Consider the following 24,690-nt stretch of genomic DNA (forward strand, 5'->3'; position numbering starts at 1 on the left):
TCAAAGGCGCAAACGCCATCTGATCACCGACACCCTCGGCCTGGTCCTGGCCGTCCTGGTGACCGCCGCGAACGTCCACGACACCGTCGACGGAACGTATCTGCTCGACGACCTGGCGGCGCGTCATCCCAGCGTGGTCAAGGTCTGGGCCGACGGCGGCTACCAGAGCAGCATCTTCAATCACGGTGCCGGCCACGGCATCGACGTCGAGGTCGTGCAACGGACCCGGACGAAGGGGTTCGAGCCGCTGCCAAAGCGGTGGGTGATCGAGCGGACCTTCGGCTGGCTGATGCAGCGCCGCCGCCTGGCGCGGGACTACGAAGCCCTCCCGCAGAGATCCCGGACGATGATCCACTGGGGCGATGGCTAACAAAATGTCCCGCGAGTTGCTCTCTTAGTCAGCACCAAACCAGCACGGGAGTCAGCACGCCAGCATCAAATCACCCCGAATGACGCAACAAGGACACTGCCCGTTCTGCCATCGATCAGGCCCTCGGGACGGCCGTCGAAGCACCGGCATAGGGGCAACACGCACACCTCGTCCGCGAACTATGTAGTCCCACCACATGTGCCCCTGACCTGCAGATTCCTACGGTGTGCGAACACGTACCCGTCTCCACCGCACACGAGGAAGTGGCGCACATGGCCTCCGGAACCACCGCTCCCCCACCACCCGCGAACCTCCGTCGCATCGTCGCCGCCAGCCTCATCGGCACCACCATCGAGTGGTACGACTTCTTCCTCTACGGCTCCGCCGCCGCCCTCGTCTTCAACAAGCTGTTCTTCCCGGACTCCGACCCGGTCGTCGGCACTCTCCTGTCGTTTCTGACGTACGCCGTCGGATTCGCCGCCCGTCCATTGGGCGCGCTGGTCTTCGGGCACTACGGTGACCGGCTCGGACGCAAGAAGCTGCTGGTGTTGAGCCTGCTGCTGATGGGCGGGGCGACGTTCGCGATCGGGCTGCTGCCGACCCACGCGACCATCGGGTCCGCGGCGCCCGTGCTGCTGACCGTGCTGCGCCTGGTGCAGGGCTTCGCGCTCGGTGGTGAGTGGGGCGGGGCCGTGCTGTTGGTGTCCGAGCACGGGGACGCGCGGCGGCGTGGTTTCTGGGCCTCGTGGCCGCAGACCGGCGCACCCGCGGGGCAGCTGCTGGCCACCGGAGTGCTGTCCCTGCTGACGGCCCTGCTGTCGGACAGCGCCTTCGGCAGCTGGGGCTGGCGCATCCCCTTCCTCCTGTCCGGCGTACTCGTGATCGTCGGTTTGTGGATTCGTCTGTCTGTCGATGAATCGCCCGTCTTCAAGCAGGCGTTGGCACAGGCGGAGGCACGCAAGGTCACGCAGACGGCTGACGCCGAGAAGCTGCCGTTGGTCTCCGTGCTGCGGCACCACTGGCGTGATGTGCTGGTGGCGATGGGCGCGCGGATGGCGGAGAACATCAGCTACTACGTCATCACCGCGTTCATCCTCGTCTACGCCACCACGTCGGCCGGTGTCTCCAAGCAGACCGCTCTCAACGCCGTGCTCATCGCCTCCGCCGTGCACTTCGCGGTCATTCCCGCCTGGGGCGCTCTGTCGGACCGGATCGGCCGTCGTCCCGTCTACCTGCTGGGCGCCGCCGGCGTCGGGCTGTGGATGTTCCCGTTCTTCTCACTCATCGACACCGGCGGTTTCGGCAACCTGATCCTCGCCGTGACCGTGGGCCTCGTCCTGCACGGCGCCATGTACGCGCCCCAGGCGGCCTTCTTCTCCGAGATGTTCGCGACCCGGATGCGCTACTCCGGTGCCTCGATCGGTGCCCAGTTCGCCTCGGTCGCGGCGGGCGCGCCGGCACCGCTGATCGCGACCGCGCTGCTGGCCGACTACGACAGCTCCACCCCGATCGCCCTGTACGTCATCGCCGCGGCCGTCCTGACGTTGATCGCGGTCGGCGCGGCCAAGGAGACCCGTCACCGGGACCTGGCCGACATCGACTCCCCGACCGACGCGGAGCCGACGGCGGCCCGGGCGGCGGACGCGCGCATCGTCTGATCCACCCAGCGTCCACCGCGCACACTGCCCCTTCCCGGCAGCGCCCCGTACGCCCGCGCGTGCGGGGGTCAGCGCTGTGCCGGTGCCGACAACCGGTGCAGGCGCAGGGCCAGTTGGATCTCCAGGGCGCGGGCGGGGCTCTGCCAGTCGTCGCCGAGGAGGCGGCCGACGCGCTCCAGGCGCTGGGCGACCGTGTTCACATGGACGTGCAGTTCGTCCTTGGTGCGGGCCGGGCTCATCCCGCTGGCGAAGTACGCGTCGACGGTGCGCAGCAGGTCGGTGCCGCGCCGTTCGTCGTAGGCGACGACCTGGCCGATCGTGCGGTCGACGAAGCCCGCGATGTCCCGGTCGCCGGCCAGCAGCAGCCCCACGAACCCGAAGTCCTCGGCGGCGGCGCCGTCGCCAGAGCGGCCGAGCAGTCGCAGGGCGTCGAGGCAGCGCCGGCCCTCCTCGTAGGCGGCGGCCACGGCGTCCGGGTGGGCGGCCAGGGCCTCGACCGGGGCGGAGGCACCGACGGTGACCGCCTCGTGGACGGCCGTGCCGAGGTGACGGGCGGTGCTGCGGGCCAGGGTGGTGGCGGTGTCTCCCGCAGCGAGGGGCAGGAGCAGGACCGTGCCGCCGTCGCGCGCGGCCGCCAGGCCGTGCCGGGTCGCGGCGAGGTGGGACGCGGCGGACCACAGGCGTCTGCGGGCGGCCGCCTCCTGGTCGGCGTCGGCCGATGTGGCGTCGAGGCGGGCGGCGAGGACGACATGGGTGGCGTCGAGGTCGGCGTCCAGCCGCGCCGCACGCTCGCGCAGCAGACGCGGGTCGCGGTCGCGGGCGTCGAGCAGATCGTCCAGCAGCTCGCCCCGGACCCGCTGTTCGGCCTCGGCGGCGGAGCGGCGGGCGAGCAGCAGGAGGGAGGTGACCATCGCGGCCCGCTCCAGGGTGCGCTGGTCGACGGGGTCGAGGCCGGGGTGACCGCGCAGGACCAGCGCGCCGAGCAGCTCTCCGCCCGCTGCCACGGCGGCGATCCAGTCGTCGTCGTGTCGTACCGCGTGGCCTTCGACGCGGGAGATCTCCAGGGCGTCGGCCGGTGCGGCGGTGGCCTCCGCGAACTCGACCGTTCCGTCGAGGACTTCGGAGACCGCGGCGGCCACGTCGTGCACGCCTCCGCCGCGCAGCACGAGTTCGGCGAGCCGGTCGTGCACGTCGGAGGCCCGTTCGATGACTCCGCTGCGGTCCTGGATGATCTCGTTGGCCCGTTCCAGGTCGGCGAGGGCCGAGCGGGTCTCGGTGAGCAGGTTCGCGGTGTCGATGGCGGCTGCGGCGAGGGCGGCGAAGGAGCCGAGCAGCGCGATCTGCTCTCGTTCGAAGACCCGCGCCCGTCGGTCCGCGGCGAACAGGACGCCGATGACATGGTGTCCCAGCATCAAGGGCACCCCGAGAATGGCGACCAGTCCCTCGTCGCGCACGCCGGAATCGATGGTGAGGGTGTGCTGGAAGCGGTCGTCCTTGAAGTAGTCGTCGGTGACATAGGGGCGGGCTGTCTGCGCGACGAGGCCGCCCAGGCCCTCCCCCATGCCGAGCCGCAGCTGCTGGAAGCGGGCGGCGACGGATCCCTCGGTCACCCGCATATAGGTGTCGCCCCTGGCCGGGTCGTTCAGGCTGAGATAGGCGACGTCCGTGCCGAGCAGCGACCGGGCGCGCTGCACGATCGCCTGGAGCACGGCATCGAGGTCCCGCAGGCCGGCCAGGTCGTGGGCCGTCTCGAACAGGGCCGACAGTTCGGCCTCGCGCCTGCGCCGTCCCTCCAGCTCGGAGCGCACGCGCAGCGCGAGCAGCCTGGCCTGTTCGAGGGCGACGATCCGCTCGGTGGAGCAGCCCTCGGCGCGGGCGAGCAGCACCGGCTGCTCATAGGCGTCGGCGGATGCGCCCCGGGCCAGCAGCTCCAGGAACGGCGTCTCCGCGCTGCTCAGGGGCGCTCCGGCAGGGGCTGCGGAGCGCTCGGCGGGGTGCACGTGATCGCGAGACATGCCGACAGGATTGCTCATCGCACCGCCATCCCGTCAGCCCTGTGGATAACTCGGAATTCCGCCGCCCTCTCGGCCGGTCAGTGCGCTGTCCAGCCGCCGTCGAGCACGAGCGACGTACCGGTCACGAAGGAGGCGTGCGGACTGCACAGATACGCCACGGCCTCGGCGACGTCCTCCGGTTCGATGAGCCGCTTGACCGCGCTGTCCTGCAACAGCACCTCGGAGAGCACCCGTTCCTCGGGAAGCCCGTGAGCCCGGGCCTGGTCGGCGAGTTGCTTCTCGACCAGTGGGGTGCGCACATAGGCGGGGTTCACACAGTTGGAGGTGACGCCATGGGGTGCGCCCTCCAGGGCGGCGGTCTTGGAGAGTCCTTCCAGGCCATGTTTGGCGGCCACATAGGCCGACTTGAAAGCCGAGGCGCGCAGCCCATGTACGGAGGACACATTGACGATCCGGCCCCAGCCCTGCCCGTACATATGGGGCAGGGCTCCACGGATGAGCCGGAACGGTGCCTCCAGCATCACGGTGAGCACCGTGTGGAAGCCCTCGGGCGGGAACTCCTCGATGGGACGCACCAGTTGCAGCCCGGCGTTGTTCACGAGGACATCGGTGCCGGCGGCTGCGAGTTCGGCGGCGTTCAGGTCGGTGAGATCGAGGACGTGCGGTTCGACGGCCCCCGCGATGCCCCGGGCCGCTTCGGCGAGCTCCTCAAGACCGGCGGCGTCCCGGTCGACCGCTCTCACCTTGGCCCCAGCTGCCGCGAGCCGTAGCGCGCAGGCACGGCCGATACCGCCGGCGGCGCCGGTGACGAGGGCGGTGCGGCCGCCGAGGTCGAGCGGGAGGGGCAAGGACGAGCCTTGGGCCGGGAGGATGCTGCGCGGGGTCATGGCTCGACCCTAGACAGCACCCTCGCCAGGCCACATATGGTCACAACCCATACTTCAGTCCGAGCTCATGGGCTCGAACCACGTGGGTTCATCGCACTGTGCCTGCTTGATCCGGAACAGCTGACGCTCGCCCATCGCGGGCAGCGCGTCCACCTCGAACCAGCCCACCTGAAGGGATTCGTCGTCGTTCACGCGTGCCTCGCCGCCGACGGCACGGCAGCGGAAGGTGATGTCCATGAACTGGCACATGTCACCGTTGGGATAGGTGACCTCACCGCCCGACCTGACCAGGACGATCCGCTCGGCGACACAGTGGACCCCCGTCTCCTCGTACACCTCCCGCACGGCGGCGACCGCGGGCTGCTCGCCCGGGTCCGGGATACCGTTGATCACCGTCCACTCACCGTTGTCCGCGCGCTGCCCCAGCAGGACCCGGCCGTCGTCGTCGAAGACGACGGCGCTGACTCCGGGGAGCCACAGCATCTGATGACCGGCGGAGGCCCGGATCGTACGAATGAAATCAGGAGTAGCCATGGCCCCGACCCTAACGGGCCGTTGGCGATGCCCCCGGTGACTTCCGGGGGCGCACGTCCGGCGTACGGCTACAGGTCGCCCGCGCGTCGCGCCTTCAGTCCGGCGCCGATCGCCCAGCCAAGCCCGCCCGCGGCGACCAGCAGCAGCGCGATCTCCGGCAGGATGCCGAGCCGCGTGGCCGGCGTCTCGCTGGAGCGCAGCGGCACCTTCTGGACCAGCGAGTCGGCCACGAACATGCCCGTCTTCTGCGTGATCGTCCCGTCCGGCATGATGATCGCGCTGACGCCGCTGGTCACCGGGACGGTGACGGTCCGGCTGTGCTCGACGGCGCGGACGCGGGACATCGCGAGCTGCTGGTAGGTCATCTCGCTGCGGTCGAAGGTCGCGTTGTTGCTCGGCACGGAGATCATCTGGGCGCCGTCGGTGACCTCGGAGCGCACCGTCCAGTCGAAGGCCGCCTCGTAGCAGGTGACGAGGCCGACCTTGGCGCCGTCCATCGTGAACACACCGGGTTCGGTGCCCCGGCTGAAGTCCTGGCGGACCATCGACGTCCAGTTCTCGTTGATCGCCCCGACGATCGAGCGCAACGGCAGGTACTCGCCGAACGGCTGGATCTGCCGCTTGTCGTAGGTGTCGACCGGCCCCTTGGCCGGGTCCCACAGGATCTGCTCGTTGAACAGCTTGCCGTCGCGTTCCACGACGCCGCCGACGGAGATGGGCACGCCGATCGCCTGGGCTGCGTTGTCGATGACGGCGCGGGCGTCGGGGTTGGCGAACGGGTCGATGTCGGATGAGTTCTCGGGCCACAGCACGAAGTCGGGCCGTTCGGCCTTGCCCGCCTTGACCTGGGCGGCCAGGCGCTCGGTCTCCCGCGCGTGGTAGTCCAGTACGGCTCGACGCTGGGCGTTGAAGTCCAGTCCGGCACGCGGCACGTTGCCCTGGATGACGGCGACGGTAGCGGTGCCGTTCTCCGCCTTGTCGCTGACCAGCGGGCGCGCGGCCACGGCGCCCACCACCGGTACGGCCACGCTCAGCAGGGCCACGGCAGCGGCGGATCGCTGTACGGCCCGGGTGCGCCGCCGCTCCAGGAGCAGACGGACGATCTCGTACAGGCCGAAGCCGCACAGGACGATCGCGAAGCCGAGCACGGGTGTGCCGCCCACCGCGGCGAGTGGCAGGAAGACGCCGTCGGCCTGGCCGAAGGCGATCTTGCCCCAGGGGAAGCCGTTGAACGGCGCACGCGCGCGTGCCGCTTCTCCGGCGATCCACAGTGCCGCCGCCCACAGGGGCGAGCCCGGGAGCTTCGACACCGCGGCGACTCCCGCGCCCACCAGCGCGACGAAGACCGCCTCGATCGCGGCCAGCGCGAGCCAGGGACCGGGTCCGACCTCCACTCCGGTCCACACCAGCAGCGGCAGCAGGAAGCCGAGGCCGAAGAGATAGCCGAGGCCCAGGCCCGCCTTCCAGCTGCGGCCGCGCAGCACCCAGCCGAAGACGGCGAAGGCAGGCAGGGCCAGCCACCACAGGGTGCGCGGCGGGAAGCTGACGTAGAGCAGCACTCCGGAGAGCGCGGCGGCGAGGGCCGGAACCAGGCGCACGAGCCGTGCCGCGCGCGAGACGGGCGCTGTCTGCGACGGCAGCTGGTCCGACTCGCCCACGGAAGTTGCGGTGACGGTCACTCCGGGAGTGTACGGCGGCTGACCTCGGCACCGACAGCGCGGTCCGTGGCGGCAGGGGGCCCGGGCCTGCCCTGTGGGCTGCATCGACTGTCGTTTCTGCACGAGACATCCACAAATCGACCATCAGCCGTTACGGTAAGCCGGAGCCTCAGTCGTACCGGCCGGTCGGGTCCGGGCGAGCGGGGTCCGTCACAGGTCGGGGGACCGGGTTCGGGGGGCGGGGTGGATGTCACGGGGATGACGTCTGCGGCAGGTCCGGATGAGGACAGCGACAGACGAAACGTTTCTGATGCGGCCGGCGTGGTGGTGCTGGGGGCCTGCGCCGCCTGGTCGCTGATCTCGGCCGCCGTGCACGGCGGCCGGCCGGAAGGGGTCCTGCTCGCGATCCTGGCGGTGGCCGCCGGCTATGCCGCGGGGCGGATGAGCGGGGCGCTGCTGTCGGTCGCCGCGCCCTGCGCCGGAGCACTGGCCGGAGTGGGCCTGACGGTGGGTGTTCCGCATCTGTCCCCCGGCCCGCAGATCGTCGACCCGCTGGGTCATGCCGGGGCCACGGCTGCCGTACTGACCCTCTCGGCCGGCGCCGCGTGCTCTGCCGCCTGGGGAACGGCGGTGCCGGCCCTGCGCCTGGGTCTGCGCGTGCTGGCCGCCGGGATCGCGGTGACGGCGGCCGTGCTGGGCTCGACCACCGGCTTCGTGGCCTGTTCCGCCGTCCTGCTGTGCTCGCTCGCCGCGGGCCACCTCCGCCGTCGTGGCGTGGGCATCGCGGGGCTCGCCCTGGCCGCTGCCTCGGTCACCGGTTTGACCTGGGCGGTCGCAGCGAGCGCGGTTGCCGACGGGCTCGCCGCCTGGCTGGAGGCTCAGCTCACCCCTCACCGGGTCGAGCTGTGGCGCGACGCCCTGGACATGGCAGGTCGGGAGCCCGCGCTGGGTGTGGGCCCGGGGCGCTTCGGGGAACTCAGTGCGACGGCCGGCGCGACGCTGCCGTCCGACGGCAAGCCCCACTCGGCGCCCTTGCAGCAAGCGGCGGAACAGGGAGTCGTCGGCGTACTGCTGCTGGCGGCGGCCTTCTGCTGGATGCTGTTCGCGCTGTGGCGCACGGCGCGCCCCACGCCGGTCGCGCTCACCGCGGGCACGGCCCTGACGGCGTTGGCGGCCATCGCCGCGGTCGGCAACGCGCTCAGCTTCACCATGGTGTCGGTGGGCGCGGGCCTGCTGGCGGGGCTGGCCACGGCACGCCCGATCGCCGGCGATTCCGCGCAGCGCGAGATCGCCGCACGCGCGCGTGGCGATCGATCGGCCCCTGACGCGTAGCGCTCAGAGCGCTGGGCCGGCTGTCCGTGCGCGCAGCCGGTCCCTGATGACCGTCACGGCAGCCTCGGCGTCGTCCACGGTGACCGTGAACGTGTGGCCGTCCCACAGCCGCAGTACCAGGCCCTCACCACGTCGTACGACGACCGCGGTGCCCTTCTCGGGCCGCCAGCGGTAGCCCCAGCCACCCCAGTGGCGCGGGGTGACGAGCGGGACGAAGTCGGCCCCCACGACCTCGGACAGCGGGATACGGCGGCGTGGCACACCGATGTGGCCGCAGCGCACCTCGAGACACTCGTGGTCGACCTTCAGGGCGACATGCACGAACGCCAGGGTTCCGAAGAGGACCAGCAACCCGGCCGCGATGCAGCCGACGACTGCCATGACGAGCGGGGCGACGCCGCCGGTCCACGGGGAGTCGACGGCCAGCTCGATTCCGAGCGCCATGCAGGCGCCGCCGACGAGCGCCAGCAGCCATTGGACCCGGTTGGTCGCCCGCCCGGTCCAGACATCGGGGTGCGGCTTCCTGCCGTGGGGGTGGTCCCTCATGTCTATGAGGTTACTCAGGTTTCGCTGCGCTGGTACTGCGCTGCACAGGGTGACTGCGCCGACCGGGCCATGGCGGACTGAAGGCGTCCGCTTTGTGCCCGCCGGTCAGCGTGCGGGGCTGATCGCCTGTAGGAGACGGCCCTCTTCGTAGGAGAGGGCGGGCTCGGGAAGCGTGCCCTCGCGGCCGCTCAGGAGCACGGTCAGAGTCCCGTCAGCCGCCGCCCCGGGAGCGGGCTGCTCACCGAGGCGGCGCAGGGCCTGCGCGGCGACCGCTCCGGCGGAGCCGTGCAGGACGAGCGGCGGGAAGCCGGGGCGCTGGACGGCCTCGCGGATGCGTTCGGCCACGAGTTCGTAGTGCGTGCAGCCCAGGACTACGGTCGTCACGTCGTCGGGGGTCAGTGCGGCTGCCGCGGCGACGGCCGCCTCGATCGCCGCCTCGTCCGCGTGTTCCACGGCCTCGGCCAGGCCGAAGCACGGGACTTCGGTGACGGTCACACCGTCGGCGAAGTCCTCGATGAGGCCGCGCTGGTAGGGGCTGCCGGTGGTGGCGGGTGTGGCCCAGATGGCGAACGGGCCGCCGCCTGCCGCGGCCGGCTTGATCGCCGGCACCGTGCCGATGACCGGTGTGCCGGGTTCGAGGCGGGCGCGCAGGGTGGGCAGCGCGTGCACGGTCGCGGTGTTGCAGCCGATGATCAGTGCGTCGGGCCGGTGCGCGGCGGCGGCATCGGCGACGGCCACGGCGCGCCGCGTGAGGTCTTCGGTGGTCCTGGGGCCCCAGGGCATGCCGTCGGGGTCGAGTGAGAGCACGAGATCTGCGTCGGGTCGCAGTCGCCGTACCGCGGCGGTGGCCGCGAGCAAGCCGATTCCGGAGTCCATCAGCGCGATCTTCACCCGGTCACGATAGACGATGGGCCCTCGCCGGCCCCTGCGGTGGGGCAGACTGCGCGCGTGAGCGCCATCACGTGGACCGCCGCCGGATCACTCGCCGCCTGGCTGTGGCTACTGCTCTGCCAGGGCTTCTTCTGGCGTACGGACGTCAGACTTCCCGGGCGGACGGAACCGGTCGAGTGGCCGCCGGTCTGCGTCGTGGTCCCGGCTCGCGACGAGGCCGCGGTACTCCCGGCAAGCCTGCCGTCGCTGCTCGCGCAGGACTATCCGGGGCGCGCGGAGATCTTCCTGATCGACGACGGCAGTTCGGACGGCACCGGAGAGCTGGCGCGCGAGCTGGCGCGGCGGCACGGCGGGCTGCCGTTGACCGTGGACTCCCCCGGTGAACCACCGGCCGGCTGGACCGGCAAGCTGTGGGCGGTGCGCCACGGCATCGGGCTGGCACGCGCGCGTGGCCCCGCGTACCTGCTGCTGACGGACGCCGACATCGCGCATGCGCCCGACAGTCTGCGGGAGCTGGTCGCGGCGGCGCGCACCGGGGGCTTCGACGCGGTCTCGCAGATGGCCCGGCTACGGGTGGAGAGCGTGTGGGAGCGGCTGGTGGTGCCGGCCTTCGTCTACTTCTTCGCGCAGCTGTACCCGTTCCGCCGGATCGGCAGGAGGGGGGCGCGTACGGCGGCCGCGGCGGGCGGCTGCGTCCTCCTGCGCGCCGAGGCCGCGGAGCGGGCGCGGATTCCGGACGCCATCCGGCACGCCGTCATCGACGACGTGGCGCTCGCGCGGGCCGTCAAGCGCGGCGGCGGCCACATCTGGCTGGGGCTGGCCGAGCGGGTGGACAGCGTGCGCCCCTGTCCCCGGCTGCACGACCTGTGGCGGATGGTGTCGCGCAGCGCGTACGCACAGTTGCGGCACAACCCTCTGCTGCTGGCCGGAACCGTCGCCGGGCTCGCTCTGGTCTATCTGGTGCCGCCCGCGGCCGTGATCGCCGGTGCGGCCGTCGGGGACACGGTGACGGCGGTCATCGGCGGGCTCGCGTGGCTGGTGATGACGGGGACGTATGCCCCGATGCTCCGCTACTACCGGCAGCCACTGTGGCTCGCTCCTCTGCTGCCGTTCACCGCGTTCCTCTATCTCCTGATGACGGTTGATTCCGCGGTGCAGCACTACCGGGGGCGCGGCGCGGCCTGGAAGGGCCGCACGTACACGCGTCCGGACGCGGTGCCCGACGAGGGCTGACTACTTGCGGCCGGGCGTCCAGTTCATGCCCCACGCGTACGCGTGGTCGACCGTGCGCTGCGGGCTCACCCCCCGCTCGGGCACCAGGTAGCGGGCCTCGCGCTGGACGACCAGATCGCTGCCGGTGTTGGTGAGCAGGGCGAGGGCGCAGACCGTCGAGGGGACCGTGCACTCGTCGAGCGAGAAGTCGACCGGTGCGCCGTGCTGCGGGGTGAGCGTGACCGTGGCGTGCAGGTCGGCGAAGGAACGCGCCCCTTCGTAGATGGTCACGAAGATCAGGATGCGCCGGAAGTCCCGCTGGTGGTCGAGGTTGACGGTGAGGTTCTCGCCGCTCGCCATGGCGCCGGTGCGGTCGTCGCCGTCGAGGTGGATGTACGGGGGTTGGTTCAGGGCGCCGTAGGCGTTGCCGAGGGACTGGATGACGCCCTTGCGGCCGTCGGTGAGCTCGTACAGGGCGCACAGGTCGAGGTCGAGGTCGTTGTGCATGGCGACCGGGCGGCCCAGCTTGCTCGCCCAGCCCGAGAACTGCTTGCGCACCTGCCAGTTGAGGTTCACGCGCAGGGCGCCCGAGGTACCGCCCTGCTTGGTCAGCGAGACCGACGGGGCCGCCTTGGTGAGCGTCACCTTGCTGAGGCTGACCGGCGCCTGGGGTGCGGACGGCGGGACCGGTGGCATGGCGGGCGGCTGCATGGGAGCCGGCGGCGCCACGGGCGGGGGCGGGGTCATCGGGTTCGTGGCCGGCGGGGTGAGCGGCGCCGGGGCGGGCGCCGTCTGCTGGGGTTCGTCGACCGTGATGCCGTAGTCGGTGGCGAGGCCTTCGAGGCCGCTGCCGTAACCCTGGCCGACGGCGCGGAACTTCCAGGCGCCCTGCCGGCGATAGAACTCGCCGAGCACGAAAGCGGTTTCCACGGTGGCGCCCGTGCTGTCGAACCGAGCGACGACGGCGCCCTGAGCGCCGTCCTTGACCTCGATACAGAGGTCCGGAACCTGGCCGAAAGAGCCGCTGTCGGACGAGGCGGCGAGGATGACGGTCTCGATCGCGGGCTCCACGCGCGCGAGGTCGACGAGCAGACTGTCGGTCACCCGGCCGCCGGCGTCCCGCTTGCCCTCGTGGCGGACGGCGCCCGAGGAGTGCACGGGCTGGTTGTAGAAGACGAAGTCCCCGTCGGAACGGACCTTTCCGCCGACCAGCAGCAGCGCCGAGGCATCCGCGTCGGGCACGCCCGGCCCGGAGCGCCAGCCCAGTTCGACCCGCAGCGCCGTCGTCGGCACCGGAACGTTCGATCCTTTCGGCATTGACATGTCCGCCCCCATCACGGGTCACCGCGCCAGGGATGTCCCGGCAGCTCATCGGGTTTCTACAGGGTCAACCTATTCCCCGCTCCGGAGAACTCCCATGAGGGGCACGGGAACACCGACGGTCAACCCCCGGTAACCCGCCCGGAACTCGGCATTTACACGATCCGAGCACGGATTGGCGTCCCTTTTTGCCAAGTTCGCTCGCATTGGGGATCCGGCGTCACTGCGGACACATAAAACAACCCTCTTATCGGTCTCCCCAACCAGCACATCGTGGGCTTAACGTATGCGCCATGACCTCCCCCCGCTCCACCTATGGCGGCGGCTACTACTCCGCCTCCTTCCCGGACACTCCGATCTACGACTCGCTCGTGGCCGAGCGGGGCACCCCGCAGATCGCCCCGATCCGGGTGCCCGCCGCGTACGACACGCCGGGCAGCCATCTGCCCGCGCTGCCGTCGGCACTGCCCGCCCTCCCGGCGGCCCCGTCCCAGCCCTCCTACGGCTATCCGCAGGCGCAGCAGCCCGCTCCGCTGCAACAGGCGCCCGCGGCGTACATCCCTCAGCAGGCGGCCGCGCCGCGCGGCTATCCGGGCCCGCAGGGGCAGCAGCCCCGTCCGGTGGCTCCCGGCGGCATGGGCTACGAGGCGATGCGCCCCGCGGCTCCCCGCCCCGCCGCGGCTCCCTACCAGGACCCGTACAACAACCAGCAGTATCGCGGCTACTGACCCGTTCCCCCGGGCTGTCGGCGCCACCTGGCACGATGGGCCCATGGGGCACGCACAGTTGCAGTCGATACATGTTCATCCGGTCAAGGCGTTCCGGGGCACCGCGCCCCGGGAGGCCGTCGTGGAGCCCTGGGGGCTGGCCGGAGACCGACGCTGGGCGCTGATCGACGACGGGGGAAAGGTCGTTACACAGCGCCAGCAACCGCGCCTCGCGCTGGCCGCCGCCGAGCTGCTGCCCGGCGGCGTCCGGCTGTCCGGGCCCGGCATGGACCCGCTGACCGTGCCCGTGCCGACGAGGTCCGGCACCGTGCCGATGCAGATATTCCGCGACAAGGTCGAAGCGGTCCTCGCCGAGGACGACGCCGCGCACGCCTGGTGCACCGCCTTCCTCGGCGTCGACACGCGCCTCGTGCACATGGACGCCCCCGGCTCACGCCGTCCCGTCGACCCGGCGTACGCGCTGCCGGGCGAGACGGTCAGCTTCGCCGACGGCTTCCCGCTGCTCGTCACCACCACGGCCTCCCTCGACGCGCTCAACTCCCTCATCGCACGAGGTGATCACGCGGACGAGGGCCCGCTGCCCATGAACCGCTTCCGCCCGAACGTCGTCGTGTCGGGCACCACCGCCTGGGCCGAGGACGACTGGTCGCGCATCGCCATCGGCGAGGTCACCTTCCGTGTCCCCAAGAAGTGCGGGCGCTGCGTGGTGACCACGACCGACCAGGCCACCGCCGAGCGCGGCCGGGAGCCCCTGCACACCCTGGGCCGGCACCGCAGGCTGGACGGCAGACTGATCTTCGGCCAGAACATGGTGCCCCTCTCCCGCGGCACGATCCGGGTAGGCGATCCGGTCACGATCCTCGGCTGAGAATTCACCCCTGCGGGCGGCGGCGTACGGGAACCGGGGCCGGGCGCCCGCGCGTTGGGCCTTTCGTGAGAAGTTCATGAGAGGCCCGGTGGCGGTGATTTCACTCTCTCTTCGCCGGACTCGCGCGTGAGCTGCTCTGTCCGGGGTTATCACGGAGCGGGAAGGGGGTGGCCGGACGATGCGGGCGATCAGCGGACTCTGGCGCTGGCGGGACAATCCGCTGCGCCGTGCGACCGATCTGGCCGAGGCCTGGCTCGCCCTCGCGGCCCTGCTGCTGATCCTCGTCGTCATGCCCGTGGCCGGCTCGCTGGTCGGCGGCCTCGCCGAGGACGCCTTGCAGGAGTCCGTGCGTGAACAGCGTGCGTCCCGGCACATGGTGACGGCGAGCGTGGTCCGCAAGCTGGACGGTTCCCCGCTGGACGCCGACCCCGAGGCCGCCACCGGGCGGACCATGCGCACCCGGGTCGTGGCCGGCTGGACCGCCCCGGACGGCACCGTGCACCAGGGTCCGGTCATGACGAGCCTGGACACCCCGCAGCCCGGCGACCGGTTCAGGATCTGGACGGACGAACAGGGCCGCACCGTGGCCCGTCCGCTGGACTCCTCGACCGCGGCGACGCATGCCGTCCTCGCCGGGTTCGGCGCGGCCCTGCTGGCCGCCGGTCTGATCGAGGGCGGCAGACGGCTGATCGTCTGGCGCATGGTCCGTCGCCGGTACGCCCGTTGGGACCAGGCATGGGACAAGGCGGGTCCGGACTGGGGCCGGACCGGAGCCGGCAGCTGACGGCCTTACGGCTCTGGTCAACCCACCGCCCGCGCGCACGCTACGGTGGACCGGCCGAACTCTCCGGCAGCAGACCCGCGTACGACGAGGTGGGGGCACATCAACGCCATGGCACAGGGCACGGTCCAGGTGACGCACACCGGCACATCGCGGTGGCGGCGCCGCACGGGTGAGTACGCGTCGCTCGCCGCCGCCCTGGAGGCCGCGGCAGACGGTGACGTCCTCACCGTCGCCCCCGGCACCTACCGGGAGAACCTCGTCGTCCAGCGAGCGGTGACCCTGCGCGGCCCGGAGGGCTCTCCGGGCTCGGTGCGCATCGCGCCGCTGGACGGTGTGCCGTTGACCGTGCGCGCCTCCGCCGTGGTTCAGGACCTGCATGTGGAGGGCCAGGACGCGGCGGCGCCCGCCTTGCTCGTGGAGGAGGGCGCCCCGGAGCTGTCGGACGTCCGGATCGTCACGCGGTCCGCGGCCGGGATCGAGGTGCGGGGCGGCGCGCGACCGACCGTGCGGCGGTGCACCGTGGACAATCCCGCGGGCATCGGCATCGCCGTACTCGACGGCGGTGGCGGCGTGTTCGAGGAGTGCGAGGTCGTCGCGGCCGGCCAGGCGGGCATCGCCGTACGCGGGGGCGCGCATCCTCGTCTGGAGCGCTGCCGGATCCACCACGCCTCAGGTTCGGGGCTGACGGCGACCGGGGAGAACTCCGCGTTGGAAGCGGTGGGTTGCGAGGTCTACGAGGTCCGGGGCTCCGGCGTCCAGATCACCGGCCGGGCCACCGCCCATCTCACCGACTGCGATGTGCACCGCACCACCGCCGACGGGGTCACGCTCGACACGGACGCCGTGCTGACCCTGGCCGACTGCCGTATCCACGACATCCCGGAGAACGCGGTCGACCTGCGGTCCCGCTCGGTGCTGACGCTGACCCGCACGACGGTGCGTCAGTTCGGACGCAACGGCCTCTCGGTGTGGGATCCGGGCACGCGCGTGGACGCCAACCAGTGCGAGATCTTCGACAGCACGGGCGACTACCCGGCGGTGTGGGTCAGCGACGGGGCCACTGCGGTGCTGGACTCCTGCCGGGTGCACGACGTGCCGGACGCCTTGTTCGTCCTCGACCGCGGTTCGCGCGCGGACGTCGTCGACAGTGACCTGTCCCAGGTGCGCAACACGGCCGTGTCGGTGAGCGACGGCGCCACGGCCCAGCTCGACGACTGCCGGATCCGGGACGCCGCGACAGGCGCCTGGTTCCGGGACCACGGCAGCGGCGGCACCCTCAACAACTGCACCCTGGACGGCAACCAGACCGGCGTGATCGTCACCAAGGGCGCCGACCCCACCGTCGAGCGCTGCACGGTCGACTCCCCCGCCGAGGCCGGGTTCTACGTCTCGGCAGGTGGCCGCGGCACCTTCCTGGACTGCCGGGTGCGGGGCAGCGCCGGATACGGCTTCCATGTGATCGACGGCTGCCGTACGACGCTGAAGAAGTGCCGTACGGAGCGGTGCGCGCGCGGCGGGTACGAGTTCGCGGACGGCGGCCCGGACGCGGCCTTGGGAGTGGGCCCCGACGTGGAGGACTGCACCAGCGACGAAAGCGCGGGCCTCAGGCCGCCGGCCCCGGCGCCCGCCGTACAGACCGCGCATCAGTCCCCCGGGCTCCTCGGCGCGATCCCCGGCCAGCGCAGCACCGAGCAGGAGCCGCTGATCGCCGCCTCGGAGCCCGAGCAGCCGACGCGGACCTCCAAGGCCGTCCTCGGTGAACTGGACGCGCTGGTGGGCCTGGAGAGCGTCAAGCGCGAGGTGCGCGCCCTCACCGACATGATCGAGGTGGGGCGGCGCCGCCAGCAGGCGGGCCTGAAGGCGGCGTCGGTCAAGCGCCACCTGGTCTTCACCGGCTCCCCCGGCACCGGCAAGACGACGGTCGCCCGGCTCTACGGCGAGATCCTCGCCTCCCTCGGTGTGCTGGAGAAGGGCCATCTGGTCGAGGTGTCCCGTGTCGACCTGGTCGGCGAGCACATCGGCTCCACCGCGATCCGCACGCAGGAGGCCTTCGACAAGGCGCGCGGCGGTGTGCTGTTCATCGACGAGGCGTACGCGCTGTCGCCGGAGGACTCGGGCCGGGACTTCGGCAAGGAGGCCATCGACACGCTGGTGAAGCTGATGGAGGACCACCGGGACGCGGTCGTGGTGATCGTGGCGGGTTACACGGCCGAGATGGAACGCTTCCTTTCGGTCAACCCCGGTGTGGCGTCCCGTTTCTCGCGGACCATCACCTTCAGCGACTACGGCCCCGACGAATTGCTGCGGATCGTGGAGCAGCAGGCCGAGGAGCACGAGTACCGGCTCGGTCCGGGCCTGGCGGAGGCTCTCCAGAAGTACTTCACGGCGATTCCCAAGGGCCCGGCGTTCGGTAATGGCCGCACCGCACGTCAGACCTTCGAGGCGATGGTGGAGCGGCACGCGGGCCGGGTCGCCCAGTTCGACGAGCCGAGCACGGACGACCTGACGCTGCTGTACCAGGAGGACCTGCCGGAGCTGCCCTGAGGCGGCCCGGCAGGCCCGGGGTCAGCTCTGCACGTCGGACTCCGGCCGCTGTGCCGGCACCTCGGGCCGCAGCCGTTTCAGCAGCCGCTGCCGCTCCTGCGCGAACGCCGGGTCGGCCTGGTAGTCGCCGTGACCCAGGATCGGGGCGGGCAGGGGGTGTGCGGGGGTGCGGCCGTAGGCCAGCGGATCCTTGAGGGCCTCGCGGTCCACCGTGGGGGTGCAGCTGCCGGGCAGACGGACCGGGCCGCCGATGGGGTCGGTGACGCGGTACAGGTTGCGCCAGCAGTCGACCTCGGCGTGCAGGGAGGCGAGGGCGGCCGGGCCGAAGTGGGCCGGGAACCAGCGGCCGTAGAGGCGCTCCAGGGGGGAGCCGTAGGTGAGGAGTGCGACCCGTTTGCGGTCGGCGGGGGTCAGCTGCCAGGCCGCCGCGGCGGCGAGCACGCTGCCCTGGGAGTGCCCGGAGATGACGAGCCGGCGGTCGTCCTCGGCGCGGGTCCAGGTCGCCATGCGCCAGGTCAGGTCGGGCACGGCCCGCTCGGCGTAGCAGGGCGGTGCGAAGGGGTGAGCGGCGCGTGGCCAGAAGGTGCCGACATCCCAGAGGATGCCGATGGTGCGCCGTGCGGAGGCGTCCTTGTAGGCGCGTCTGCCCCAGGTGACGAAGAGTATGAAGCCGAAGCCGATCAGCCAGGAGCCCAGTGCCTGCGCGGTCTCGGCGGCGCCGTGCACGAAGGCGTGCGTTCCGTCGGCGGCCTCGCTCGGGGTCTGGTCGGCCAGGGCGCCGACGAGGGCTCCGGCGCCCAGGAGCAGGGTCGCGGTGGAGGTGACGGCGACGAAGAGGGGGGCGCGGTCGGTGAGCGTCGCCATCGCGCGCGTGCTCGCGATACGGCGGGTGCGGGCCGTGTCCCGGGGCTCGCCGGCGTAGTCGCGTTCCACGGTGCCCAGCTCGGTGCGGCGCAGCAGCCAGGCCCGCCACGCCAGCCAGCCGCAGAGCGACAGCAGGACGACCAGCAGCGGGGGGATCACGGAGGCCTGCCAGGTCAGCAGGACCGGCGGGCCGGCGATGGACCCGCCGGTGCCGTCCAGCCAGTCGGCGACCCGCTGGGCGACTCCGCCGGACATCACTCCGCCGAGAGCGCAGGCCAGCATCACCACGGCCGGTCCGCCCAGGCCCCGCATGGCGGCACGCGGGTCGGGTCGGGTGCGGTGCAGGACGTGGGCGACGACTGCGAGGACGATGACGAGCAGGCCTTGGAAGAAGGCGATGGCCCCGAAGGTAGGGTCGCCGGGGAGGCGGCCGGTCGACTGCCAGCCAGGGCGGTCCCAACCGGCGTAGACCAGGGCGAGCGCCAGCAGGACGAGGGCGGCGAGCGGCAGGCGTCGTACGAGGTGCTCGTCGAGTTCCTGGTCGAGGCGGTTCTCGCTGCGGCCCCGGCGGCAGACCACCCATACGACGACGCCGGCGCAGGCGACGAGTGCCGCGTCCAGGAGCCACCCGAGCGTGTCGAGGAGTGCGGGGCCACCGGGCCCGCGGTCGAAGCGCGCCGCCGCCGAGCCGACCGCCGCGGCCACCGTCAGCAGACCGGCGGCGGTGTGCGCGGCGCGCAGCCGGGCGACCAGGCGACGGCCGTACCAGAAGCCGGGGCGGCCGAGGGAGGTGCTGCCGGACTCCTCGTCGGGTTCGGCGTCGCGGGACATCGGCTGCTGGGACTCGTAGGCGCTCCAGGTGCGGCGGGACAGGTACCAGAGCAGGCCGGTGAGCGCGGCGGGCACCACGGCCGCGAGGGCGAGTCTGCGGCCGGGGTGGCTCCACCAGCCGCCGTTCGAGACCGTGGGCGACAGGAAGCCCAGCCAGCTGTTCCGCTCGGCGCACGCGCCTCTGCCCGCGCACTGCCAGGCCGCGAGGTCCAGGGCGACCTCGCAGGCGGCGGCGACGAGCAGCACTGTCAATGTCAGACCCGCGAGCCGCACGAGCAGGCCGTACAGACGTACGGTCCGTGCGCGGTCGCGCGTGGTGGGGCGCATCCAGTGGGCGAGGTTGACGACCATGAACGGCAGTAACAGCAGCCACAGGGCGCGGGCGCTGTTGCCCGAGGTGAGGTTGCACCAGACGTAGGCCTCGGGCACCGGTCTGCCCCGGTAGTCGTCCGGTCGGTCCTCGGCGTCGACGTCGTCGGCACGCCGGAACACGGCGGCCGTGTCGTCGCCGGTGATCCGTACGGTCCGCGGATCGTCGAGCATCTCCTGTGGTGTGGTGCCGCCGACGCCGTGAACCAGGAGTTCCAGGGCAATTCCGGCGTTTTCGTGTCTCTGTGCACGTTCCACTGTTCGCACTTCCCCCGTGACGAGCCGTTGGCTTCTGTCTGTGCGGGCACAAGGATCTCCGCGAAGAGGGTCCCGTACACCTCTCGTCACGGAATCTCCCCGATCCGCGTGAAGAACAGGGGAACGGGAGTTGTGGTCGTGACATGCCCGCGTCGGGACAGTCAGTGGCGCGACCGGTACCGACCCGTGCGAGTATGGGACCTCCCGCGCGCCGGGAGGGGTGAGAATGTCCTCATCAGAGCAGGTGCGCGGGTGTGGCGGACGGCTTGAGGCGAAAGGACCGGAGCGTACGTGAGTGAGAATCAGAACCTCCTCGCGGAGCAGCGGCGCGCCCTGATCCTTGACGAGGTTCGGCGCCGGGGCGGGGTACGCGTCAACGAGCTGACCCGCAAGCTCGGCGTGTCGGACATGACGGTGCGGCGCGATCTCGACGCGCTCGCCCGGCAGGGCGTGCTGGAGAAGGTGCACGGCGGCGCGGTCCCGGTGGTCGAGGCCAGCACGCACGAGCCGGGCTTCGAGGCCAAGTCGGGTCTGGAGCTGACGGCCAAGGAGGACATCGCGCGAGCGGCGGCCGAGCTGGTCGCGCCCGGCAGCGCGATCGCACTGTCGGGCGGTACGACGACGTACGCGCTGGCCCACCAACTGGTCGAGGTGCCCGACCTCACGGTGGTCACGAACTCGGTGCGGGTGGCCGACGTCTTCCACGCGGCGCAGCGCACGTCGGGCCCCCGGCAGGGCGCGGCCACGGTCGTGCTGACCGGCGGGGTGCGCACGCCGTCCGACTCGCTCGTGGGCCCGGTGGCCGACCAGGCGATCGCGGCGCTCCACTTCGACGTGCTGTTCCTCGGTGTGCACGGCATATCGGTGGAGGCCGGCCTGTCCACGCCGAACCTCGCGGAGGCCGAGACGAATCGGCGCCTTGTGCAGTCGGCGCGGCGGGTCGTGGTGGTCGCCGACCACACCAAGTGGGGTGTGGTGGGGCTGAGTTCGTTCGCTGCGCTGGAGCAGGTCGACACGCTGGTGACGGACGCCGGCCTCGACAGCGAGGCGCGCTCGGAGATCTCGGAGCAGCTGCGCCGGCTGGTGGTGGCGGGCGAGCCCGAGGAGGGTGCAGACATCTGACGGGGCGCCAGCTATGGTGACGCTGCCCGTAGCGGCGTCGGCATAGGGGGTTTCGTCCATGGCTCACCTGCTGCGTGAGGTGCGGCTCGACTTCGTCGGGACCGCGCCCGTACGGCATGTCTTCGCGCGGGAGGTCACCGCTCCCCCGGAGACGGTCTATCGCGCGCTGGCCGAGGACGTGCCGGGCTGGACGCAGTGGTTCTCGGCGGTGACGCTGGCCCGTCCGCTGGACGACGGGGCCCGGCGCGAGATCCGGCTCAGGGGAGGTACGCGCTTCGAGGAGACGATCCTCGCGGCGAAGAGCCCCGAGGTGTACGCCTACCGCGTCGACGTCACCAACGCGCCGGGAGCGCGGGCCATGGTCGAGGAGTGGCGGCTCGCCCCGGCGGGGGCGGGCACGCGGGTGCAGTGGACGTTCGCGGTGGACGGTACGGCGCCCTTCCGGTTCGCCTTCGGTGTCGCCCGGCCCGGTCTGGGACGGGCGTTCCGGGACGCGGTGACGGCGCTGGACCGGCGCCTGGCGGCCGCGGCGCGCTAGGACGGCCGTCCGGCGGACGTCGTCCGGAGACCGATGCCGTCGAGGATCCCTCTCAGGACGTGGTCGCTGTCGGCCGTATCGGTGGTGGGGGCGTGTTCCGTGATGCCCATGCCGGCGAAGGTGAAGCGTTGAGTGAGCGCGTGCAGGGCGGTGCGCAGCTGGTCGGGGTGCAGGCCCCCGGGTTCGGGGCAGGACAGGCCGGTGAAGTGCGCGGGGTCCAGCACGTCCAGGTCCAGGTGGACGTAGACGTGCGTGGCTCCCGTGGCCGCCACCTCGGCGAGCAGTCGGTCCGGCTCCCGGAGGCTCTGAACGGACAGGGCTCGGATTCCTTCGGAGTCGATGAAGTCCCGCTCCGCGGGATCGAGGGCGCGGACGCCCGCGAGGACGATCCGGCGGGTGGAGAGGCGTTCCTCCGGCTCGGGCACCAGTGCTGCCGGTCCCTGGCCGAGCAGGGTGCGCAGCACCATTCCGTGGAAGCCCCCGGAGGGGGACGTGTCGGGGGTGTTGAGGTCGGCGTGGGCGTCTAACCAGACGACGGCCAGGCTGTCGCCGTGGCGGGCGACGGCGCGGGCGACGGGCGCGAGCTCGATGCCGCAGTCGCCGCCCACCGCGAGGAGGGTTGCGCCGTCGCCGGTCCGGCACAGCGCGGTCCTGGTTGCTGCCAGGGAGCGGGTCAGCGCATCGAGGTGACGTACGCCGTCGTGGTCCTGTCCGGGGCGGGGGTCGATGTCGACGACGGTGCGTGACGCCGTGGGGAGCAGCGCGCCGAGCCGGTGGGCGCCCTCGGCCAGCCGTCGGGGATGGCGGGCCGCGGACCCCTGCCACTGCGGGATCACGAGCACCGTGGGGGATCCGTTGTCGCGGTCGCGGCCGGGCATGTCGTGTAGTCGGCGTTGACGCGGACGTAGCCGGCGGACAGGTCGCAGCCGTAGACCGTGGCTTCGGCCGCCCCGAGGCCGAGCGTGATGACGATGTCGACCTCGTCCCGGCGCATGAGGGCGACGAGCCGGTCGAGGGTGTCGGCTTCGGCTTCCTCGGGATAGACCTCGATGTCGCCGAAGCTGACGGTGACCTTGCCGGGCACGATGGTGGTGTCGTCGGTGTTCTTGCCGATGGCCATCAGCACCCGGCCCCAGTTGGGGTCGGCGCCGTGGACGGCGGTCTTGACCAGCGGGGAGTTCACCACGCTCTTGGCGATGCGTTTGGCCTGCGCGTGGTCGCCGGCCTCGCTGACCGTGACGCGCAGGAGCTTCGTGGCGCCTTCGCCGTCACCGGCCAGTTGCCGGGTGAGGTCCAGGCACAGGTCGGCGAGAGCTTCGGAGAACCGAGCCGGATCGACCGGGCCCGCGGCGCCGTTGGCGATGACCGCCACGGTGTCGGAGGTGGAGGTGTCGGTGTCGACGCTCAGGCAGTTGAAGGTGTGATGCACCGCTGTGCGCAGCGCGCTGTCCAGGTCGGCCGCGGGCATCTCCGCGTCCGTGAACACATAGGCCAGCATCGTGGCCATGTTGGGCTCCAGCATGCCGACACCCTTGGCCACGCCCACGACGCGGGCCTGTCCGACGGTCCGTACAGCGGTCTTCGGGCGGGTGTCGGTGGTCATCATCGCGCGGGCCACGTCCAGCGGTGCGGCCTTGAACGCCGCGAGTCCGTGCTCGGCGGTCTTGTCGAAGTGGGCGCGGATGGTGTCCATCGGCAGGGGGCGTCCGATGACGCCGGTGGAGCCGATCAGGACCTCGCCGTGCGGGATGCTCAGAATCCCGGCGACCCGGCGGACGACCTCGGCGGCGTTCTCCTCGCCCTGACGGCCGGTGGCGACGTTCGCGTTGTTCGCCAGCGTCGTCACGGCACGCAGCTTCTGTTCCGCGGCGTGTACCCGGCTGAGGGCCACGGCCGGGCCCGCGAAGAGGCTCTGGGTGAACATCGCGGCACTGACGGCCGGCCGGTCCGACGCGACTACGGAGATGTCGTCGCCGTGCTCACGCAGTCCTCCGTGCCCCGTGTAGGCCCGGAAGCCGGTCGGCCACTCCAAGGATTCCGCATCCCGAGGCAGTGAATGATCATGCACCATGTCGCATATGCTTGCATGGTAGGCGTGGGCTGTCCACGTACTTTCAAACGCCTCCCGAAGAAACGCCGTTCGGACGGGCGACTGCCGATCCGCCGGCCAGGCCGGCCCCGGACGCCGCCGGTCACTCGGGCCAGACCCCCGTGGCCAGCAGATGCTCGATGGCCGTCGAGTACGGCGCGATGTCCAGGCCCTGCTCGGTCAGCCAGGTGTCCGAGTAGTACTTGTCGAGGTACCGGTCCCCCGGGTCGCACAGCAGCGTCACCACACTCCCCTGGCGCCCCTCGGCGACCATCTCGGCGACGATCTTCAGCGCGCTCCACAGCCCGGTGCCGGTGGAGCCGCCCGCCTTGCGGCCGATGGCCTGCTCCAGAGCCCGTACGGCGGCGACGCTCGCCGCGTCCGGCACCTTCATCATCCGGTCGATGGCACCCGGCACGAAGCTCGGCTCCATCCGCGGCCGGCCGATGCCCTCGATGCGCGAACCGCAATCGCAGGTGACGTCCGGATCGCCGGTGGTCCAGCCCTCGAAGAAACACGAGTTCTCCGGATCGGCGACACAGATGCGGGTGTCGTACTGCATGTAGTGGACGTACCGGGCGATGGTCGCGGAGGTGCCGCCCGTGCCGGCCGTGGCGACGATCCACGCGGGCTCGGGGAACCGCTCCAACTCCAGCTGACGGAAGACGGATTCGGCGATGTTGTTGTTGCCGCGCCAGTCCGTGGCCCGTTCGGCGTAGGTGAACTGGTCCATGTAGTGGCCGCCGGTCTCCACCGCGAGGCGGGCGGACTCCTCGTACATCTTCCGCGAGTCGTCCACGAAGTGGCACCGTCCGCCGTGGAACTCGATCAGACGGATCTTCTCGGCGCTCGTCGTGCGCGGCATGACCGCGATGAAAGGCACGCCGATCAGCTTGGCGAAGTACGCCTCGGAGACGGCCGTGGAACCGCTGGACGCCTCGATCACCGGGCGGCCCGGCCGGATCCAGCCATTGCACAGGCCGTAGAGGAAGAGGGAGCGGGCGAGCCGGTGCTTGAGGCTGCCGGTCGGGTGGGTCGACTCGTCCTTCAGGTACAGGTCGATGCCCCACTGCTCCGGCAGCGGGAAGCGCAGCAGATGGGTGTCGGCCGAACGGTTGGCGTCCGCCTGGACCTTGCGTACGGCCTCTTTGAGCCAGGCGCGATAGGTGGCGTCGCTGTGGTCGACGTCGAGGGTCACGCCGGACGGGGTCTGCTGGACGGTGCTCACGGCGCTGCTCCTCATACTGTGCGGCGACGGCGACTCACGCGGCC

General features: G+C 71.7%; 21 protein-coding genes. 10 read left to right on the forward strand and 11 right to left on the reverse strand.

All coding sequences use genetic code 11. The annotated features are described in order from the left end of the window. On the forward strand, positions 1–370 hold a 370-nt coding region (locus tag KUM44_RS33190), incomplete at its 5' end, for a transposase (protein WP_217213460.1). 272 nt (positions 371–642) lie between these two features. Then, positions 643–2,028, forward strand: coding sequence for an MFS transporter (locus KUM44_RS33195; protein ID WP_217213461.1), 1,386 nt, complete (start codon positions 643–645; stop codon positions 2,026–2,028). A gap of 68 nt (positions 2,029–2,096) precedes the next feature. Here the strand turns inward: KUM44_RS33195 and KUM44_RS33200 are convergent, their stop codons facing one another. The 4 genes from KUM44_RS33200 to lnt form a co-directional block, all read right to left on the reverse strand. Further along, entirely contained in the window at positions 2,097–4,043 is a 1,947-nt protein-coding gene (locus KUM44_RS33200) for a GAF domain-containing protein (RefSeq protein WP_217213462.1), read from the reverse strand. A gap of 77 nt (positions 4,044–4,120) precedes the next feature. Next, complete coding sequence (locus KUM44_RS33205; protein WP_217213463.1) at positions 4,121–4,930, reverse strand: 3-hydroxybutyrate dehydrogenase; 810 nt, start codon at positions 4,928–4,930, stop codon at positions 4,121–4,123. A gap of 54 nt (positions 4,931–4,984) precedes the next feature. Continuing rightward, entirely contained in the window at positions 4,985–5,464 is a 480-nt protein-coding gene (locus KUM44_RS33210; RefSeq protein ID WP_217213464.1) for an NUDIX domain-containing protein, read from the reverse strand. 68 nt (positions 5,465–5,532) lie between these two features. Continuing rightward, positions 5,533–7,143 (reverse strand): apolipoprotein N-acyltransferase, encoded by a 1,611-nt coding sequence (gene lnt / locus KUM44_RS33215; RefSeq protein ID WP_217213465.1) that lies wholly within the window; start codon positions 7,141–7,143, stop codon positions 5,533–5,535. 237 nt (positions 7,144–7,380) lie between these two features. On the opposite strand from lnt, the gene KUM44_RS33220 reads away from it, so the two are divergent. After that, positions 7,381–8,454 (forward strand): O-antigen ligase, encoded by a 1,074-nt coding sequence (locus KUM44_RS33220; protein WP_217213466.1) that lies wholly within the window; start codon positions 7,381–7,383, stop codon positions 8,452–8,454. 3 nt (positions 8,455–8,457) lie between these two features. Here the strand turns inward: KUM44_RS33220 and KUM44_RS33225 are convergent, their stop codons facing one another. Both KUM44_RS33225 and KUM44_RS33230 read right to left on the reverse strand, forming a co-directional pair. Further along, complete coding sequence (locus tag KUM44_RS33225; protein ID WP_217213467.1) at positions 8,458–9,000, reverse strand: hypothetical protein; 543 nt, start codon at positions 8,998–9,000, stop codon at positions 8,458–8,460. A gap of 105 nt (positions 9,001–9,105) precedes the next feature. Beyond that, positions 9,106–9,891, reverse strand: coding sequence for a glutamate racemase (locus tag KUM44_RS33230; RefSeq protein ID WP_217213468.1), 786 nt, complete (start codon positions 9,889–9,891; stop codon positions 9,106–9,108). Between the two features lie 39 nt (positions 9,892–9,930). On the opposite strand from KUM44_RS33230, the gene KUM44_RS33235 reads away from it, so the two are divergent. Continuing rightward, positions 9,931–11,124 carry a glycosyltransferase gene (locus tag KUM44_RS33235; RefSeq protein ID WP_217213469.1) on the forward strand — a complete coding sequence of 398 codons (1,194 nt, stop codon included), beginning with the start codon at positions 9,931–9,933 and terminating at the stop codon, positions 11,122–11,124. Here the strand turns inward: KUM44_RS33235 and KUM44_RS33240 are convergent, their stop codons facing one another. Next, positions 11,125–12,420, reverse strand: a complete 1,296-nt coding sequence (locus KUM44_RS33240; protein ID WP_217213649.1) for a TerD family protein — start codon at positions 12,418–12,420, stop codon at positions 11,125–11,127. Positions 12,421–12,716: 296 nt separating this feature from the next. Here KUM44_RS33240 and KUM44_RS33245 point away from each other — a divergent pair, with 296 nt between their 5' ends. The 4 genes from KUM44_RS33245 (at position 12,717) to KUM44_RS33260 (ending at position 17,347) form a co-directional block, all read left to right on the forward strand. Then, the gene (locus KUM44_RS33245; RefSeq protein ID WP_217213470.1) at positions 12,717–13,151 is read left to right on the forward strand and encodes a DUF6643 family protein; all 435 of its coding nucleotides are present in this window, start codon (positions 12,717–12,719) and stop codon (positions 13,149–13,151) included. A 43-nt stretch (positions 13,152–13,194) separates the two neighbouring features. Further along, complete coding sequence (locus KUM44_RS33250) at positions 13,195–14,019, forward strand: MOSC domain-containing protein (protein WP_217213471.1); 825 nt, start codon at positions 13,195–13,197, stop codon at positions 14,017–14,019. 178 nt (positions 14,020–14,197) lie between these two features. Continuing rightward, complete coding sequence (locus KUM44_RS33255) at positions 14,198–14,803, forward strand: hypothetical protein (protein ID WP_217213472.1); 606 nt, start codon at positions 14,198–14,200, stop codon at positions 14,801–14,803. A gap of 108 nt (positions 14,804–14,911) precedes the next feature. Continuing rightward, positions 14,912–17,347 (forward strand): right-handed parallel beta-helix repeat-containing protein, encoded by a 2,436-nt coding sequence (locus tag KUM44_RS33260; protein ID WP_217213473.1) that lies wholly within the window; start codon positions 14,912–14,914, stop codon positions 17,345–17,347. A gap of 21 nt (positions 17,348–17,368) precedes the next feature. Here KUM44_RS33260 and KUM44_RS33265 read toward each other — a convergent pair whose 3' ends face one another. Next, positions 17,369–19,585, reverse strand: coding sequence for a hypothetical protein (locus KUM44_RS33265; RefSeq protein ID WP_254390482.1), 2,217 nt, complete (start codon positions 19,583–19,585; stop codon positions 17,369–17,371). A gap of 375 nt (positions 19,586–19,960) precedes the next feature. Between KUM44_RS33265 and KUM44_RS33270 the strand changes: the two genes are divergently transcribed. Both KUM44_RS33270 and KUM44_RS33275 read left to right on the forward strand, forming a co-directional pair. Beyond that, positions 19,961–20,791, forward strand: a complete 831-nt coding sequence (locus KUM44_RS33270; protein WP_217213475.1) for a DeoR/GlpR family DNA-binding transcription regulator — start codon at positions 19,961–19,963, stop codon at positions 20,789–20,791. 58 nt (positions 20,792–20,849) lie between these two features. Beyond that, positions 20,850–21,329, forward strand: coding sequence for an SRPBCC family protein (locus tag KUM44_RS33275; protein ID WP_217213476.1), 480 nt, complete (start codon positions 20,850–20,852; stop codon positions 21,327–21,329). Here the strand turns inward: KUM44_RS33275 and KUM44_RS33280 are convergent. From KUM44_RS33280 to KUM44_RS33290, 3 genes are all read right to left on the reverse strand, one after another. Then, a complete protein-coding gene (locus tag KUM44_RS33280) occupies positions 21,326–22,207 on the reverse strand; it encodes an arginase family protein (RefSeq protein ID WP_217213477.1) in 882 nt (293 codons plus the stop codon). The genes KUM44_RS33275 and KUM44_RS33280 overlap by 4 nt on opposite strands. Continuing rightward, positions 22,162–23,400 carry a bifunctional glutamate N-acetyltransferase/amino-acid acetyltransferase ArgJ gene (gene argJ, locus KUM44_RS33285; protein ID WP_217213478.1) on the reverse strand — a complete coding sequence of 413 codons (1,239 nt, stop codon included), beginning with the start codon at positions 23,398–23,400 and terminating at the stop codon, positions 22,162–22,164. Before argJ ends, KUM44_RS33280 begins: the two co-directional genes overlap by 46 nt. Before the next feature lie 121 nt (positions 23,401–23,521). Further along, positions 23,522–24,646: a PLP-dependent cysteine synthase family protein gene (locus KUM44_RS33290; protein ID WP_217213479.1), complete on the reverse strand. Its 1,125-nt coding sequence runs from the start codon at positions 24,644–24,646 to the stop codon at positions 23,522–23,524. Positions 24,647–24,690 lie beyond the last annotated feature (44 nt).

Origin of the sequence: Streptomyces sp. AC550_RSS872 (assembly GCF_019049285.1) — a bacterium.
In the GTDB taxonomy this organism is placed as follows: Bacteria; Actinomycetota; Actinomycetes; order Streptomycetales; family Streptomycetaceae; genus Streptomyces.

Coding starts and splice junctions, on each gene's coding strand:
- KUM44_RS33195 (WP_217213461.1), top strand. CDS start 643: ATGGCCTCCGGAACCACCGCTCCCCCACCACCCGCGAACCTCCGTCGC.
- KUM44_RS33275 (WP_217213476.1), top strand. CDS start 20,850: ATGGCTCACCTGCTGCGTGAGGTGCGGCTCGACTTCGTCGGGACCGCG.
- KUM44_RS33245 (WP_217213470.1), top strand. CDS start 12,717: ATGACCTCCCCCCGCTCCACCTATGGCGGCGGCTACTACTCCGCCTCC.
- KUM44_RS33265 (WP_254390482.1), bottom strand. CDS start 19,585: ATGCTCGACGATCCGCGGACCGTACGGATCACCGGCGACGACACGGCC.
- KUM44_RS33240 (WP_217213649.1), bottom strand. CDS start 12,420: ATGCCGAAAGGATCGAACGTTCCGGTGCCGACGACGGCGCTGCGGGTC.
- KUM44_RS33205 (WP_217213463.1), bottom strand. CDS start 4,930: ATGACCCCGCGCAGCATCCTCCCGGCCCAAGGCTCGTCCTTGCCCCTC.
- KUM44_RS33220 (WP_217213466.1), top strand. CDS start 7,381: ATGACGTCTGCGGCAGGTCCGGATGAGGACAGCGACAGACGAAACGTT.
- KUM44_RS33225 (WP_217213467.1), bottom strand. CDS start 9,000: ATGAGGGACCACCCCCACGGCAGGAAGCCGCACCCCGATGTCTGGACC.
- KUM44_RS33255 (WP_217213472.1), top strand. CDS start 14,198: ATGCGGGCGATCAGCGGACTCTGGCGCTGGCGGGACAATCCGCTGCGC.
- KUM44_RS33200 (WP_217213462.1), bottom strand. CDS start 4,043: ATGTCTCGCGATCACGTGCACCCCGCCGAGCGCTCCGCAGCCCCTGCC.
- KUM44_RS33250 (WP_217213471.1), top strand. CDS start 13,195: ATGGGGCACGCACAGTTGCAGTCGATACATGTTCATCCGGTCAAGGCG.
- argJ (WP_217213478.1), bottom strand. CDS start 23,400: ATGGTGCATGATCATTCACTGCCTCGGGATGCGGAATCCTTGGAGTGG.
- KUM44_RS33210 (WP_217213464.1), bottom strand. CDS start 5,464: ATGGCTACTCCTGATTTCATTCGTACGATCCGGGCCTCCGCCGGTCAT.
- KUM44_RS33280 (WP_217213477.1), bottom strand. CDS start 22,207: ATGCCCGGCCGCGACCGCGACAACGGATCCCCCACGGTGCTCGTGATC.
- KUM44_RS33260 (WP_217213473.1), top strand. CDS start 14,912: ATGGCACAGGGCACGGTCCAGGTGACGCACACCGGCACATCGCGGTGG.